The organism is Massilia sp. Root418 (assembly GCF_001425265.1).
Taxonomy (GTDB): Bacteria; Pseudomonadota; Gammaproteobacteria; order Burkholderiales; family Burkholderiaceae_D; genus Rugamonas.
Window position 1 is genome coordinate 581,672 of the sequence record NZ_LMEC01000011.1, and the last position, 15,219, is coordinate 596,890.

A 15,219-nucleotide genomic window follows, 5' to 3' on the forward strand; every position below is an offset into this window, starting at 1 on the left:
CTGTTGAATTCGTTCAGGTGCTGCTCAGGTCACCACGCAGGCGTTGGGCGCATCCTGCAAGGACGGCGCTTCCGGCGAGGCGGCATGCTTGACCTGCAGCGCGGCCGGCACGCCATTCTTCACCGCCGTCATTTCGGCCAGGATGGAGATGGCGATTTCGGCCGGAGTCTTGCTGCCGATGTACAGGCCGATGGGGCCGTGCAGCTTGTCCAGCTGCGCTTCGCTCACGTCGAACTGCACCAGGCGCTCGCGGCGTTTGGCGTTGTTCACGCGCGAGCCGATGGCGCCGACGTAGAAGGCGTCCGACTTGAGCGCTTCCATCAGCGCCAGGTCGTCCAGCTTGGGATCGTGGGTCAGCGCCACCACCGCGCTGCGGTGGTCCAGGCGCATCTCCAGCACCAGGTCGTCCGGCATGGCGTGCACCAGCTGCACGCCGTCCACCTGCCAGCCGGCGCGGTATTCTTCGCGCGGGTCGCACACGGTGACGTGGTAGTCCATGGCGGTGGCAATTTGCGCCAGGAAGCGCGACAGCTGGCCGGCGCCGATGATGAGCAGGCGCCAGCGCGGCCCGTGCTGGGTGACCAGTTCGCCGCCGCGCAGCTCCAGTACATTGCCGGCGGCGGTGTGCGCCAGGTCGACCGCGCCGGTGGCCAGGTTGAGGCGCCGCTGCACCAGTTGGCGCTGTTCCAGCATGTCCAGCAGTTCGGCGATGCGGCTGTGCGCGCCCAGCGGCTCGATGGCCAGCTCGATGGTGCCGCCGCAGGGCAGGCCGAAGCGGTGCGCCTCGTCGGCGGTGATGCCGTAGCTGACCACTTCGGGCGCGCTGCGCGTGATGCCGTGCTCGCGCACGCGCGCAATCAGGTCGTCTTCGATGCAGCCGCCCGAGACCGAGCCGACCACGCGGCCGTCGTCGCAAATGGCGAGCGTGGCGCCGATCGGGCGCGGGCTGGAGCCCCAGGTCTTGATGACGGTGACCAGCTCCGCGCGGTGGCCGGCGGCCACCCAGGCGGCGCTGGTTTTGAGTACTTCGAGGTCTATGCTGTCCATGGCGACACTATACTATGCCAGCGACAAGGCCGCTTATCGCCTCGCCGCGCAGCGCTTAGCCGGGCTTGCGGCACCAGGCCGGCGCCCATCAGGGCCAGGCCGGCAGGTTCCGGTACACGCACCGCCGGCGGGGTCACCTGGCCGTTTGCATCCATGAAAGTCTGGTTCTGGAACGCGATATTCGAGTAGTAACAGTTAGCGCAGCTTGCGGCGGCAAACATAGTTGAGCGCCGTTTCGGTGTGGCTGCCCGCTGCGGGCTGCTCGGGGTCGTACTGCTCGTACTTGAAATTGCCCACCGCCTCGCCGCGCGCCAGGGTGGCGGGGTAGTAGGTCTGCGCCAGCAGCGTGACGCTGCGGTCCTTGCAGGCGTACAGGTACTGGGCTTTGAGCGAGCGGTAGGTCTTGCCGTCGGGGGAGGTTTGCGGCTTGCTGAAGGAAACCAGGGTCCAGGCCTTGCGGGCGTCTTCCGGGCCGCCGTCCGCGCTGTCCACCCTGGCCACGCTGGCCTTGTCGACGTACAGCGTGGCGCTGGCGTCGCCGGACAGCTTGCTCCAGTTGGCGCCGGTCGCCGCGTGGGCCGGGCCGGGCAGGAGCAGCGCCGCCAGCAGCGGCAGGGCGGCGCGCCGCATCACGGCACCAGCGGCTTCTTCGCCACCAGCTTGGCCTTGATCTCGGCCACGCCCTTGTCGATGGCGGCAAAACGGGCGCTGGTGGCGGGATGCAGGGCGGTATAGCCGTTCAGCACCGACGCCGGATACTGCGACGACAGGCGCTGCCAGAACGGCTTGACGCGGTCGATGTTGTAGCCGGCGCGCGCCAGCATGTACAGCGCCAGGTTGTCGGCGGCCGTGTCCATGTCCTGCGGCACCGGCTTGATGCCGCCGCTGCCGATCAGCAGCGACAGGTCCGGCTTGGTGCGCACCAGGTTGTCTATCATGCTGCCGACGGCGGCCGAATTGCGCATGGCGCCGGCGTGGCCCAGCACATTGTGCGCGATGTCCTTGGCCAGCACGTAGGCGATGGCTTCGTCGCTCTGGGCAAAGTTCATCATGCCGCGCGTGATCAGCACGCGCTGCCCGTCGGCGTAGGAATTGATGTTGTCGGCGTTGCCCAGCTGGACGCGGATGGCGCAGGCGCGCGTGACGGGCACCTTGAGCGTCTGGTTGTTGCCGTTGCGGGCAATGGTCATGTCCAGCGCGGCCTGCTTGCCCACCAGCGGGCCGAGTACCTCGGCCGCTTGCGACTCGGCGTCCGGGCCGCCCGGCAGGGACTTGCCCTCCACCGATACCAAGCCGTCGCCCTTGCGCAGGCCGGCGCGCGCGGCGCCGCTGCCGGCCAGCACCGAGCTGACCTGCAGGCGCTCGCCGTAGCCCAGCACGGTGCGCGCGGCCTCGGAGAATTCGCCCGGATAGGAATAGCGGTTCTGCGCGGTGAAGCCGAGCAGGTTGCGGGCCATGCTCTTGCACAGGTCCGCATTGTTGATCAGCAGCGGGGCGGACACGCGGGACAGGCGGTCCTGCAGGTTCACCATGATGCGCAGCGCGTCCTGCGCGGCCGCCATTTTGGCGCTCAGCACCGGCTGCTGCGGTTCGGCGGGCACCGGCACGGCGGGGCCGGGCTGCGGGGTGGTGGCCTGCGGCGCAAAGGTCGAGCAGGCCGATAGCAGCACGGCCGACAGCATTGCCGCCGCGGTTGCCAGCGTCCTGCCCGCAGCGGCGCCGGTCCGCGCCGCTGTCGCGCTTACCTCCGCTGCCGTCTTTGCCCCTGTCTTTGCCCCTGCCCCTGCCAATGCGTGCGCCTTGCCTGTCATGCAATTTTCCTCAGTGTTTGCCGGTGCTGCCGAAGCCGCCTTCACCGCGTTCGCTGCTGTCGAATTCTTCCACCACGTTGAATTCCACCTGCAGCACTGGCACGATAATCAGTTGCGCCAGGCGTTCCATCGGGTTCAGCGTAAACGTGTTTTGACCCCGGTTCCAGGTCGATACCATCAGCTGGCCCTGGTAGTCGGAGTCGATCAAGCCTACCAGATTCCCGAGCACAATGCCGTTCTTGTGGCCCAAGCCGCTGCGCGGCAGGATCATGGCGGCATAGCCGGGATCGGCGATGTGGATGGCCAGGCCAGTGGGCACCAGCACGGTCTCTCCGGGCGCGATGACGATGGGCGCGTCGATGCAGGCGCGCAGGTCCAGGCCGGCGCTGCCGGGGGTGGCGTGGGCCGGCAGTAGGTCCTTCATGCGCGGGTCGAGGATTTTGACGTCGATTTTTTTCATTGCGGTCACTGAAATAGGGAGTGCTTGTCGATGCGTTTGGAGATTTCGGAAATCAGCTGGCGCGCCAAGGTGAGCTTGTCGGCGCGCGGCAGGATGGTGTGGCCGTTTTCGTCGAACAGGATGATGGTGTTGTCGTCCTGGCCGAAAGTCTGGTGGCCGATATTCCCGACCAGCAGGGGGATGCCTTTCTTCTCGCGCTTGGCCGCGCCGTATTCGAGCAGGTTCTCCGATTCGGCGGCGAAGCCCACGCAGTAAGGATAGCCTGCCAGGTTGGTGCGGGTGGCCACGGTGGCCAGGATGTCCGGGTTCTGCTCGAACTTCAGGTCCGGCACGGTGCCGTCGCCGGTCTTCTTCATCTTTTGCGTGCTGGGGTTGGCCACGCGCCAGTCGGCCACGGCCGCCACCGAGATGAACACGTGCTGGCCGTGCACGGCCGACAGCACTTCGTCGTGCATCTGCAAGGCGCTTTGCACGTTGATGCGCTGCACGCCGAACGGCGTGGGCAGCGCGGTGGGGCCGGAGACCAGCACCACCTCGGCGCCCGCTTCGCGCGCGGCGCGCGCCACGGCGTAGCCCATCTTGCCCGAGGACAGGTTGGTGATGCCGCGCACCGGGTCGATGGCCTCGAAGGTGGGGCCGGCGGTGATCAGGATGCGCTTGCCCGCCAGGACCTTGGGCTGGAAGGCGGCGACCAGTTCGGCCAGCAGCTGCTCGGCTTCGAGCATGCGGCCCAGGCCCACTTCGCCGCAGGCCTGTTCGCCGGCGGCCGGGCCGAAGACCTGCACGCCGTCGTCCCTGATCTGCTGCACGTTGCGCTGGGTGGCCGGGTTCTGCCACATTTCCACGTTCATGGCCGGCGCCACCAGCAGCGGCACGCTGCGCGGGCGGGCCAGGCACATGGTGGAAAGCAGGTCGTCGCACACGCCGTGCGCCAGCTTGTAGATAAAGTCCGCCGAGCAGGGCGCGATCAGGATCGCGTCGGCGTTGCGGGTCACGTCGATGTGGGCCATGTTGTTGTCCACGCGCGGGTCCCACTGGCTGGTGTAGACCGGCTTGCCGGACAGCGCCTGCATGGTGACCGCCGTGATGAAGTGGGTGGCCGCGTCGGTCATCACCACCTGCACGGAGGCGCCTTCGCGCGTGAGCGCGCGGCACAGTTCCGCCGCCTTGTAGCAGGCCACGCCGCCGGACAGGCCCAGCACGATTTTTTTGCCGCTCAGTTCCATGACTGCTCCTGCTCGTTACTTGTTGACTCTGCGCAGCTCATCGAGGATGAACAGCGCGGCGCCGACGCAGATGGCCGAGTCGGCGATATTGAAGGCCGGGAAGTGGCCCAGGCCCTTCCAGTGGAAGTCCAGGAAGTCCACCACGTGGCCGTACAGGACGCGGTCGATCACGTTGCCGATGGCGCCGCCCAGTATCAGTGCCAGGGCCCAGCAGAACATGCGCTGGCCGGCGTGCTTTTTCAAGAGATAGATGATGAACAGCGCGGCGGCGATGCCGATGCCGGTGAAGAAGTAGCGCTGCCAGCCGCTCTCGTTGGACAGGAAGTTGAACGCTGCGCCTTTGTTATAGGCCAGCACCAGGTTGAAGAAGGGTGTGATCACCACTTCCTCGCCCCAGCGGAAGGTCTTGTTGACCGTGATCTTGGTGATCTGGTCGAGCAGCAGCACGATGAAGGCAATGCCCAGCCATGGCGTCAGGCCGCCGGAGGAGGACTTGGAGGAGAAGCTTTTTGGTTTGGATGCCATGTTTGGTCTTGTCGGTTGGCCTTGGCGGGTCAGGCGCGTCGTGTAACAGGGCTGCGCCGCTAACCCGCCCTACGGTGTCTCTGTGACGTCGCTGGTTTTCGTAGGGCGGGTTAGCGCAGCAAAGCTGCGCGTAACCCGCCGCACCGGAGTTTAAGCGAACTTGCGCTTTTCCCCCGCGCCGAACAGGTTGCTGTGGCAGCGGCCGCACAGCGTCGGGTGGTCGGCGTGCGCGCCCACGTCGGCGCGGTAGTGCCAGCAGCGCTCGCACTTGGCCGCGGACGATGCCGCAACGGCCACCGCCTCGTCGGCTTCCGCCGCCACTTCCACTGCCTTGGCCTGCGAGGTGATGAAGACGAACTTCAGGTCCTCATCCAGGCTGGCCAGCAGCCGGTACTTCTCGCCGGCGGCCTTGATCTCCAGCTCGGCCTGCAGCGAGGAGCCGATGGCGCCCGAGGTGCGCAGGTCTTCCAGCTGCTTGGTCACGCCGGTGCGCACGTCGCGCAGGGCGGCGTACTTGGCCAGCAGGGCTTCGGAGTCCGCCACGGCCGGCAGTTCCCACCAGGTCTGGGTGAAGATGGTTTCATCGCTGGCCTGGTATGCTTCGGCGCCGGCAAATACCGCCCACGCTTCCTCGGCGGTGAAGGACAGCATCGGCGACATCAGGCGCAGCAGGCTTTGCGTGATGTGCCACAGCGCGGTCTGCGCCGAACGGCGCTGCTGCGAATCGACGGCCGAGGTGTACAGGCGGTCCTTCAGGATGTCCAGGTAAAAGCCGCCCAGGTCTTCCGAGCAGTAGTTCTGCAGCTTGGACACCACCGGGTGGAACTCGTAGTTCTCGTAGTGTTTGGCGATGTCGGCCTGCAGGCGCGCCATGTCGGCCAGCGCGTAGCGGTCGATCTCCAGCAGCTCGGCCACCGGCACGGCGTTCGCCTTCGGATCGAAGTCCGAGGTGTTGGCCAGCAGGAAGCGCAGCGTGTTGCGGATGCGGCGGTAGGACTCGGTCACGCGTTTGAGGATCTCGTCCGAGATCGACAGCTCGCCGGTGTAGTCGGTGGCGGCCACCCACAGGCGCAGGATGTCGGCGCCCAGCTTGTTCGACACGTCCTGCGGCGACACGGTGTTGCCGATCGACTTGGACATCTTCTTGCCCTCGCCGTCCACCACGAAGCCGTGCGTCAGCAGCGCCTTGTAGGGCGCGCTGCCGTTCAGCATGGAGGAGGTCAGCAGCGAGGAGTGGAACCAGCCGCGGTGCTGGTCCGAGCCTTCCAGGTACAGGTCGGCGGGGAAGGCGCTTTGTTCCTTGTGCGAGCCGCGCAGCACGGTCTGGTGCGTGGTGCCGGAATCGAACCACACGTCCAGCGTGTCCTTGTTCTTCTCGTACAGGGCCGCGTCCTCGCCCAGCAGGGTGGCCGGGTCCAGCGACAGCCAGGCATCAATGCCGTTCTTCTCGATCAGCTGCGCCACCTGTTCCAGCAGCTCCGGGGTGCGCGGGTGCAGGTCGCCGCTCTCCTTGTGGATGAAGAAGGCCATCGGCACGCCCCACTGGCGCTGGCGCGACAGGGTCCAGTCCGGACGGTTGGCGATCATGCCGTGCAGGCGCGCCTGGCCCCAGTCCGGGAAGAACTGCGTTTCGTCGATGGCTTTGAGCGCGGTCTGGCGCAGGGTGGCGCCGCCGTCTTTCGGATGCGCGTCCATGCCCGCGAACCACTGCGAGGTGGCGCGGTAGACGATGGGGGTCTTGTGGCGCCAGCAGTGCATATAGCTGTGGTCGAACATCTTCAGTTCGAACAGCGCGCCCGCTTCGCGCAAGGCGTCGCAGATCGGCTTGGAAGCTTCCCAGATGGTCAGGCCGCCGAACAGCGGCAGGGTAGGGACGTATTTACCGTCGCCCATCACCGGCTTGAGGATCTCGTCGTCCTTCATGCCGTGCGCCTTGCAGGAGATGAAGTCGTCCTGGCCGTAGGCGGGCGCCGAGTGCACCACGCCGGTGCCGCTCTCGGTGGTCACGTAGTCGGCCAGGTAGGCCGGCGACAGGCGGTCGTAGAAGGCGTCGCGCGCGTGCAGCGGGTGCTTGAAGCTGATGCCGGCCAGGTCCTGGCCCATGCAGGTGCCGATGGTGGTGCCTTCGAGCTTGTAGCGCGCCAGGCAGGACTCCACCAGGTCTTGCGCCAGGATCAGCAGCAGCGGCTGGCCGTCGCGTTCGGCCTGCACCAGCGCGTATTTCACTTCGGCGTGCACGTTCAGGGCCTGGTTGGACGGGATGGTCCACGGGGTGGTGGTCCAGATCACGATGAAGCCGTTCTGCGTCGGCAGGGCCGGCAGGTCGAAGGCCTTGGCCAGCTTGTCGAATTCATGGAAGGCGAAGCCGACGTCGATGGCCGGATCGCGCTTGTTCTGGTATTCCACTTCCGCCTCGGCCAGTGCCGAGCCGCAGTCGAAGCACCAGTTCACCGGCTTCAGGCCGCGGTATACGTAGCCCTTCTCCAGCAGCTTGCCGAGGGCGCGCAGCTCGTCGGCTTCGTTGGAGTAGTTCATGGTCAGGTAAGGGTTCTCCCACTCGCCCAGCACGCCCAGGCGGATGAAGTCCTTCTTCTGGCGCTCGACCTGCTCGTAGGCGTAGGCGCGGGCCTTGGTCAGCACGTCCGCGGTCGGCAGGTTCTTGCCGTGCAGTTTTTCGATCTGGATCTCGATCGGCATGCCGTGGCAATCCCAGCCCGGCACGTAGGGCGCGTCGAAGCCGGCCATGGTGCGGGCCTTGACCACCATGTCCTTGAGTACCTTGTTGACGGCGTGGCCGATGTGGATGTCGCCGTTGGCGTAGGGCGGGCCATCGTGCAGCACGAACTTCGGACGGCCGGCGGCAGCCTTGCGGATGCGCTGGTAGATCTTCTTCTCTTGCCAGTCTTTGACCCAGGTCGGCTCGCGCTTGGCGAGGTCGCCGCGCATCGGGAACGGGGTTTCGGTCATATTGACCGGGTACTTGCTTTCAGCCTTCTTTGGTTTGTTGTCGGACATAGCGATCTTCAAGTGGGTGTATCTGTGTGCTTTTCGGGACTGCTGCGGGTACTGCCGGCAGAGTCAAATTCGGTCGGTGGCGTTGACGGCGCCGCTGCTGGTGCGCTTGGCAAACCAGGCGCGCGCCAGTCCGGCGTCGCGGTCGATGGCGGCGGTCAGGGTGGGCAGGTCGATGAACTTCTCTTCGTCGCGGATCTTTTCCAGGAATTCCACGCGCACGTTCTTGCCGTAGCAGGACTGGGCGTAGTCGAAGATGTGCACTTCCAGCAGCGTGCGGCCGGCGTCTTCCACGGTCGGGCGCACGCCCAGGCTGGCCACGGCCGGCAGCGGGCCCCGGCTGTCATCCAGGCCGTGCACCTGCACGATGAAGATGCCGCCCAGGGCAGGGCGGTGCGGAACGCGCAGGTTCAGCGTGGGGTAGCCGATGGTTCGGCCCAGCTTGGCCCCGTGGATCACGTGGCCGGAAATCGAGTACGGGTGGCCCAGCAGTTGCTCGGCATGGGCGAAGTCGCCTTCGGACAGCGCGGCGCGCACCGCCGAAGAGGAGATGCGGGTGGCGCCCTTCATCACGGTGGGCAGGGTGTGCACCTCGAAGCCGTACTGGCGGCCCGCTTCGATCAGCATGGCCACGTTGCCGGCGCGGCGCGCGCCGTAGCAGAAGTCGTCGCCCACCATCAGCCATTTCACGTGCAGCCCTTCGACCAGCACGTTTTCGGTGAATTCCTGCGGCGTGAGCGAGGCGAAGGCATTGCTGAAATGCTCGACGATGACGCGGTCGATGCCGTTATTTTCCAGCGATTGCAGCTTGTCGCGCAGGTTGGCGATGCGGGCCGGGGCCTTGGACAGGTCGCCGGCCTTGCGGGCGAAGAATTCGCGCGGGTGCGGCTCGAAGGTCATCACGGCCGCCTCCAGGCCCAGCTGGCCGGCCGCCGCGCGCACTTGCGCCAGCAGCGCCTGGTGGCCGAGGTGGACGCCGTCGAAGTTGCCTATCGTGAGCGCGCAGGGCGCGCGCGCCGCTGCATTGGGTAGTCCGCGAAATACCTTCATGGGAATCTGGAGCGAAAACTGGGCTAAATGGGGGATTATACGGACTGTTGGCCGGATTCACATGGGGAAACACCGCGCTGCACCATATAAACGCAAAAAAGCGCTGCGGGCGTGAGCCGGCAGCGCTTTGCTTCCCGCGTGGGAAATTACATCGGGTGGTTGATCTGCATGATGTTGTAGCGGGCCAGTTCGGCTTCGCCTGCAGTGCCCTTGACCGACTTCAGCGTGGTCAGTGCAGCTGCCTTCTTGCCGGCAATGGCTTGCGCCTGGCCGTAGTGCAGCTTCATCTCTTCAGGACGGCGCGCGGTGCCGAACTTGATGGCTTGGTCCATCAGTTTCAGGCCGGCGTCGCCTTTGCCTTCGCTGACCATGGCGTAGCCCAGGTTGGCCAGGCCGTCGGCGTCCTTGTTCTTGATGAACTCGGCTTCGGCGGTGGCACGGTTCTTCTGCGCTTCGGCTTCGGTCTTCAAGGCCAGGTCTTTCAGGCGCTGGTGGCGGCCGGCGTCGGCGCCGGTGCCCAGGGCACCCTTCTTGTAGCCTTGCTCGATCACTTTCAGCGCTTCAGCCGGGTTGGCCACTTGCAGCGCCAGCTGGCCCATTTCCATGTATTCGTTCGGCTTGGTCAGCAGGCCCAGCGCCAGTTTCAGGCGCAGCAGGTCCAGGTTCAGGGTGCTGGAGAAGCCCGGCTTGCCTGCCACGCGGTTCAGCAGGTCGGCCCAGTAGCTGGTTTTCGGGTAGCTGCCGGCCAGCTTTTCCAGGGTGGCCACGTAGCCGGCCTTGTCGTTCTGTTTCAGCTGGATGTTGGCCAGCATCTGCAGGTTCGCTTCCGACTGTTTGCCGCCGGCTTGCAGTTCCTTGGCCGCTTCGGCGTATTTGCCGCTCACGTAGTAGGTCTGCACCAGCAGGTCGTGCATGGTGGCGTCGTTCGGGCTGTCCTTCAGCGCGCGCTGGATCCAGGTGATGGCTTTCGGGTAGTCCTTGGCGCCGTAGTACATGCCGGCCAGGCCCTTGGTGAAGTTCGCGCTTTCCGAGGCGGACAGGCGGCCGGAGTTGATCACGGCTTCGAACGCGCGGATGGCGGTGTCGTTGTCGCGGGCGGCAGCAGCGGCTGCGGCGCGGACGCGCTCAATCTGGTATTTCTCGAATTCGGTCTTGCCGCCGACTGCGTCGGCTTCCTTCAGTTTGGCCAGCGCTTCCTTGTGCTTGCCGGAGCTCGTCAGCTTCTGTGCTTCCTGCAGCGGCTTGCCAACAGCGGCGCTGACGGCGTCAGCAGCGTAGGCGACCGAGGTCAGACCAGTCAACGGGGCGGCAGCGGTGAAACCGATGGCGGCCATCACCAGGCCGAGATGAGCGAGACGAAACTTGGTCATGAGGAAGTATTCTTTCTGTAAAAACGAAATAGGCAGGAAGACCTGCCTATCGCGGAAAATAGTACGGATTATTGGAACTGTTCGTTGCCGACCAGACCAATCTTGGTCACACCCAGACGCTGGGCCGAAGCCATCACGCCTGCCACCGATTTGTACGACACCAGCTTGTTGGGGCGCAGATGCACCTCAGGCTGGTCAGCTTGCGCTGCCACGGCGACCAGTTTCGATTCCAGGGTAGCGCGGTCAGGAACAACCTGGTTATCCCACAGAATCGTACCGTCGAAGTCGACGTCAATCGTAATGACCACTGGATCCTTGGTAGGCGGCGGCGGGGTGCCGACCGGCATGTTCAAGTTCACCGAGTGGTTCGCTTTCGGAATGGTGATGATCAGCATGATGATCAGTACCAGCATGACGTCGATCAGCGGCGTCATGTTCATTTCCATCATTGGTTCGGGATCCGCGCCAGCGGACGGCGAACCGACATTCATACTCATGGTGTTTCCTTTGTAGAAGGTGACTGGACCTGCCCCGGCCAAAGCGCCGGCCGGGGCATCGAGGGTCGTGGCCTAAGCCTTAGCCCTTGTCAGGTGGTTCGGTGATGAAACCGACCTTCTGGATACCAGCACGCTGAGTCGTGAAGATCACTTTGCCGATCGACTCGTACTTGGTTTCTTGGTCACCACGTACGTGCACTTCCGGCTGCGGCAACTTCACTGCCTCTTTTTTCAGAAAATCGAACAGCTCATTCGTGTCCGCCATTTTCTTTTGATTCCAGTAGATGTCGCCATCCTTGTTAACAACGATGTTGACGTCTTCCGGTTTGGTCTGAATTACCTGGTTGGTCTCTTCCGGCAGCTTGATCTTCTGCAGTTTGAGAACGACCGGGCTCGTAATCAGAAAGATAATCAGCAGAACCAACATGATGTCCACGAGGGGCGTCGTGTTGATCTCTGACATTACCTGATCTTCTCCGCTATCGGAGCCTACGGACATCGACATGGTTATTATCCAATCTTTTTAGCGCCGCCGGCACGGATGGCCGAGTCAGCGGTCGACATGGCGCCCGAGATCAGCACCGAGTGCACGTCGGCGGAGAAGGCGCGCACGTCTTCCATTGCGGACTTGTTACGACGCACCAGCCAGTTGTAACCCAGAACGGCAGGCACTGCCACGAACAGACCGAACGCGGTCATGATCAGTGCTTCACCCACTGGACCTGCCACTTTGTCGATCGACGCGTTACCGGTCATACCGATGTTGATCAGTGCATTGTAAATACCCCAAACGGTACCGAACAGACCGATGAACGGTGCGGTCGAACCCACGGTTGCCAGGAAGGACAGGCCGTCTTGCAGACGCGACTGGACTTTGTCCACAGCGCGCTGGATGGACATGGTCACCCAGGTCGACAGGTCGATTTGTTCCAGCAGGGCGCCGTCGTGGTGCGAGGTGGCCTTGGTGCCGGTTTCAGCGATGAAGCGGAATGGCGAACCGTCGGTCAGGGTGGCGGCGCCGGCAGCGATCGACGATGCTTTCCAGAACTTGGCAGCGGATTCTTTCGACTGCTTGAAGATCTTCATCTGGTCGATCAGCTTGGTGACGATGATGTACCACGAACCCATGGACATGATGGTCAGGATGATCAGGGTGCCACGGGAAACGAAACCACCGTTCCAGACGGCTTCGAAGCCGAATGGGTTTTCCACTTCTTCGTGGGTTGCTGCTGCCGGTGCTGCTGCTGGAGCTGCTGCTGCGTCTGCTGCTGGAGCTGCTGGAGCTGCCGCTGCATCCGCTGGCGCCGCTGCAGGTGCCGAAGCGGCTGCCGAGGCAGGCGCGTCAGCCATGGCTGGGGCGCTGACCAGAGCGGATGCTGCGGTCACCGAGAACAGCACAGCGGCCAGTACAGCGGACAAACGGGTATTCTTAAACATGCTTCCTCCAAATTGATAAAATAATCAGTTCGCTGAAATGTCAACGAAGTACTAAGTGGGACGTCACTGCTGCCCCGGTTTTTATTCCAGCGTCCAGACGTATTGCATTTGCATCCACGCTTGCTCCGGCTTGCCGTCGGTCATGCCAGGCTTGAATCGGCACTTGGAAATACCCGCGATTGCGGCTTTGTCCAGGTCCCTGAAGCCACTGGATTTCACTAATTTGGATTCGACGACATGGCCGTCTACACCAATCAGGAACGATAACGTGACCGTACCGGTTTCTTCGTTGCGCAGGGAGGATTTAGGCCACTCTGGTTTTGCGCAAGTGTTGAAGTCGGCAACTGCAGGCACGTGTACCGATTTTGCAGGCGGCGCTGGCGGTGCCGGTGGGGCAGCTGGCGCCGGTTTCTGCAGTTCGTTCGTCGCAGGTTTCACGTTGGTCGCGTTAGCGATCACGTTCTGCTGCGGCGGCGGCTGCTGCACGTTCACCTCAACCGGAGGAATGAAGGGCGGTGGTGGCGCTTTCATCTCTGGCGGTGGTGGCGGTGGCGGCAGTTCTTTCGGAGGAGGTGGTGCCACTTCCTCGATGATCTTGGTTTCTACGGGTTCGACCATTTTGGCGACCAAGCGTTTACCCAGTCCCGACACGATCCCGTAAGCCACCAGGATGTGCAACAAGACCACGATGGTTATGCCAGTTAGATTCTTCTTGGCGTCCTTCTCGTTATGCGTGAAATTCATGCCTGCTTTCTCCAATACCAACTCTTTTGTACTACCTCGAACCCCGTTATGGCGACAAAAAGCTCCAGCCGCATCCGGGACGTCGGCGAATTATACATACGAATCCGTCAATTTACATAGATTTTTGCTTCCTAAAACCGGTTAAATTTCATGTGCTTAGCTGCGTTTTGACCCCCGCTGCTGCACCGTTCTGGCACAAAAAGCAAGACTTCTCGGCACGTTTTTGGGGAGTTATTTTTCACCCCTTCACGATGTTTATTTTTCGGCCGAAAAACGGAATTAAATTGCGGAAGTGGCCTGACCAGCCGTGTAAAAGTTGGTCGACACCGTTGCTTGCCCGCAACTCAAGTACACTTGCAATATGAATAGTATAGAAGAATTTTGCTGACGGGCGCCCGTTAAGGTGGTCTTAAAAATTGTTCTATCTATATGCGCCGCGCGGCTGTGCCGCGCGGCGTAGTGGGGGCCCGGGCGCGGCGCCCGGGGGGACCATCAACCGCCGCGGTTGCGCTTCTCGCGCTTGACTTCCAGCGTGTTAATAACATTGCCATGCGGGTCGACTGTTTCCAGGTGGACATCGAAGCCCCACAGCCGCGCCACGTGCTTGAGCACCTCGTTGGCCTGCTGGTTCAGCGGGCGCCGGTTGAACTGGGTATGGCGCAGCGTCAGCGCGCGGTCGTCGCGGGTGTTGACGGACCAGACCTGGATATTGGGCTCGCGGTTGCCGAGGTTGTACTGCTCGGCCAGCTGCTGGCGCACATAGCGGTAGCCGAGTTCGTCGTGGATGGCCGACACGTTGAGCTTTTCGTTCTTGTCATCGTCCAGCACGGCGAAGAAGTGGAACTCGCGGATCAGGCGCGGCGACAGGTACTGGGCAATGAAGCTTTCATCCTTGAAGTTGCGCATGGCGAAGTCCAGCGTCTTGCGCCAGTCGCTGCCGGCGATGTCGGGGAACCATTCACGGTCCTCGTCGGTGGGGTGTTCGCAAATGCGCCGGATGTCGGTCATCATCGCGAAACCGAGCGCATACGGGTTGATCCCGCTGTAATAGGGGCTGTGCACCGGCGGCTGGTACACCACGTTGGTGTGGCTCTTGAGGAATTCCATCATGAAGCCCTCGGCCACCACGCCCTCGTCGTACAACTGGTTCAGGATGGTGTAGTGCCAGAACGTGGCCCAGCCCTCGTTCATCACCTGGGTCTGGCGCTGCGGGTAGAAGTACTGGCTGATCTTGCGCACGATGCGCACCATCTCGCGCTGCCAGGGTTCCAGCAGCGGCGCGTACTTCTCTATAAAGTACAGCAGGTTTTCCTCCGGCTCGGGCGGGAAGCGCGGCGCCGGCTTGTCGATCTCTTCCTCGTCGCGCCGCGGCAGGGTGCGCCACAGCTCGTTGATCTGGGATTGCAGGTAGGCTTCGCGCTCCTTCTGCTTCTGCTGTTCCTGGAACAGCGACAGCTTGGCCGGGCGCTTGTAGCGGTCCACGCCATAGTTCTGGATCGCGTGGCAGGAGTCCAGCAGCAGCTCCACCGCGTCGATGCCGTGGCGCTGCTCGCACTCGGCGATGTAGTTCTTGGCGAACACCATGTAGTCGACGATGGCCTCGGCGTCGGTCCAGGTGCGGAACAGGTAGTTGCCCTTGAAGAAGGAGTTGTGCCCGTAGGCGGCGTGCGCGATCACCAGCGCCTGCATGGTCAGGCTGTTCTCCTCCATCAGATAGGCGATGCAGGGATTGGAGTTGATGACGATCTCGTAGGCCAGCCCCATCTGGCCGCGCTTGTAGCCTTTTTCCGTGGACAGGAAATGCTTGCCGAAAGACCAGTGGTTGTAGGACACCGGCATGCCCACCGAGGTGTAGGCATCCATCATCTGCTCGGCGGTGATGATTTCCAGCTGGTTGGGGTAGGTGTCCAGGCCGAAGTTCTGGGCGACGCGGCGGATTTCTTCATGCGCCTGCTCGATCAGCTCGAACGTCCACTCGGACTGCTCGGGCAGGGCGCGCGGATGCGGTGGGCGTTTGGTCATCTGGTTCATATCGTGGCC

At 63.4% G+C, this 15,219-nt stretch carries 14 protein-coding genes; all 14 read right to left on the minus strand.

The annotated features are described in order from the left end of the window. Positions 1-24 precede the first annotated feature (24 nt). Positions 25-1,047 carry an XdhC family protein gene (locus tag ASC94_RS10010; protein WP_056393865.1) on the minus strand — a complete coding sequence of 341 codons (1,023 nt, stop codon included), beginning with the start codon at positions 1,045-1,047 and terminating at the stop codon, positions 25-27. A gap of 195 nt (positions 1,048-1,242) precedes the next feature. Then, the gene (locus ASC94_RS10015) at positions 1,243-1,677 is read right to left on the minus strand and encodes a surface-adhesin E family protein (protein WP_056393867.1); all 435 of its coding nucleotides are present in this window, start codon (positions 1,675-1,677) and stop codon (positions 1,243-1,245) included. Then, positions 1,677-2,729: a M48 family metallopeptidase gene (locus ASC94_RS10020; RefSeq protein WP_056393869.1), complete on the minus strand. Its 1,053-nt coding sequence runs from the start codon at positions 2,727-2,729 to the stop codon at positions 1,677-1,679. The genes ASC94_RS10015 and ASC94_RS10020 overlap by 1 nt, the downstream gene beginning before the upstream one ends. A gap of 139 nt (positions 2,730-2,868) precedes the next feature. Further along, entirely contained in the window at positions 2,869-3,318 is a 450-nt protein-coding gene (gene dut / locus ASC94_RS10025) for a dUTP diphosphatase (protein WP_056393871.1), read from the minus strand. Positions 3,319-3,323: 5 nt separating this feature from the next. Continuing rightward, entirely contained in the window at positions 3,324-4,544 is a 1,221-nt protein-coding gene (gene coaBC, locus ASC94_RS10030; protein WP_056393873.1) for a bifunctional phosphopantothenoylcysteine decarboxylase/phosphopantothenate--cysteine ligase CoaBC, read from the minus strand. 15 nt (positions 4,545-4,559) lie between these two features. Further along, positions 4,560-5,069, minus strand: coding sequence for a signal peptidase II (lspA, locus tag ASC94_RS10035; protein WP_056393874.1), 510 nt, complete (start codon positions 5,067-5,069; stop codon positions 4,560-4,562). Positions 5,070-5,219: 150 nt separating this feature from the next. Next, positions 5,220-8,084, minus strand: a complete 2,865-nt coding sequence (gene ileS, locus ASC94_RS10040) for an isoleucine--tRNA ligase (protein WP_056393876.1) — start codon at positions 8,082-8,084, stop codon at positions 5,220-5,222. Between the two features lie 63 nt (positions 8,085-8,147). After that, positions 8,148-9,131 carry a bifunctional riboflavin kinase/FAD synthetase gene (locus ASC94_RS10045; RefSeq protein ID WP_056393879.1) on the minus strand — a complete coding sequence of 328 codons (984 nt, stop codon included), beginning with the start codon at positions 9,129-9,131 and terminating at the stop codon, positions 8,148-8,150. Between the two features lie 146 nt (positions 9,132-9,277). Further along, positions 9,278-10,501: a lipopolysaccharide assembly protein LapB gene (locus ASC94_RS10050; protein WP_056393881.1), complete on the minus strand. Its 1,224-nt coding sequence runs from the start codon at positions 10,499-10,501 to the stop codon at positions 9,278-9,280. 68 nt (positions 10,502-10,569) lie between these two features. Beyond that, entirely contained in the window at positions 10,570-10,998 is a 429-nt protein-coding gene (locus ASC94_RS10055) for a biopolymer transporter ExbD (RefSeq protein WP_181260123.1), read from the minus strand. A gap of 79 nt (positions 10,999-11,077) precedes the next feature. Then, the gene (locus ASC94_RS10060) at positions 11,078-11,503 is read right to left on the minus strand and encodes a biopolymer transporter ExbD (protein ID WP_056393885.1); all 426 of its coding nucleotides are present in this window, start codon (positions 11,501-11,503) and stop codon (positions 11,078-11,080) included. A gap of 5 nt (positions 11,504-11,508) precedes the next feature. Continuing rightward, positions 11,509-12,435 carry a MotA/TolQ/ExbB proton channel family protein gene (locus ASC94_RS10065; protein ID WP_082616381.1) on the minus strand — a complete coding sequence of 309 codons (927 nt, stop codon included), beginning with the start codon at positions 12,433-12,435 and terminating at the stop codon, positions 11,509-11,511. A gap of 81 nt (positions 12,436-12,516) precedes the next feature. Further along, positions 12,517-13,179, minus strand: coding sequence for an energy transducer TonB (locus ASC94_RS10070; protein WP_056393889.1), 663 nt, complete (start codon positions 13,177-13,179; stop codon positions 12,517-12,519). Between the two features lie 492 nt (positions 13,180-13,671). Continuing rightward, positions 13,672-15,210, minus strand: coding sequence for a SpoVR family protein (locus ASC94_RS10075; RefSeq protein ID WP_056393892.1), 1,539 nt, complete (start codon positions 15,208-15,210; stop codon positions 13,672-13,674). Positions 15,211-15,219 lie beyond the last annotated feature (9 nt).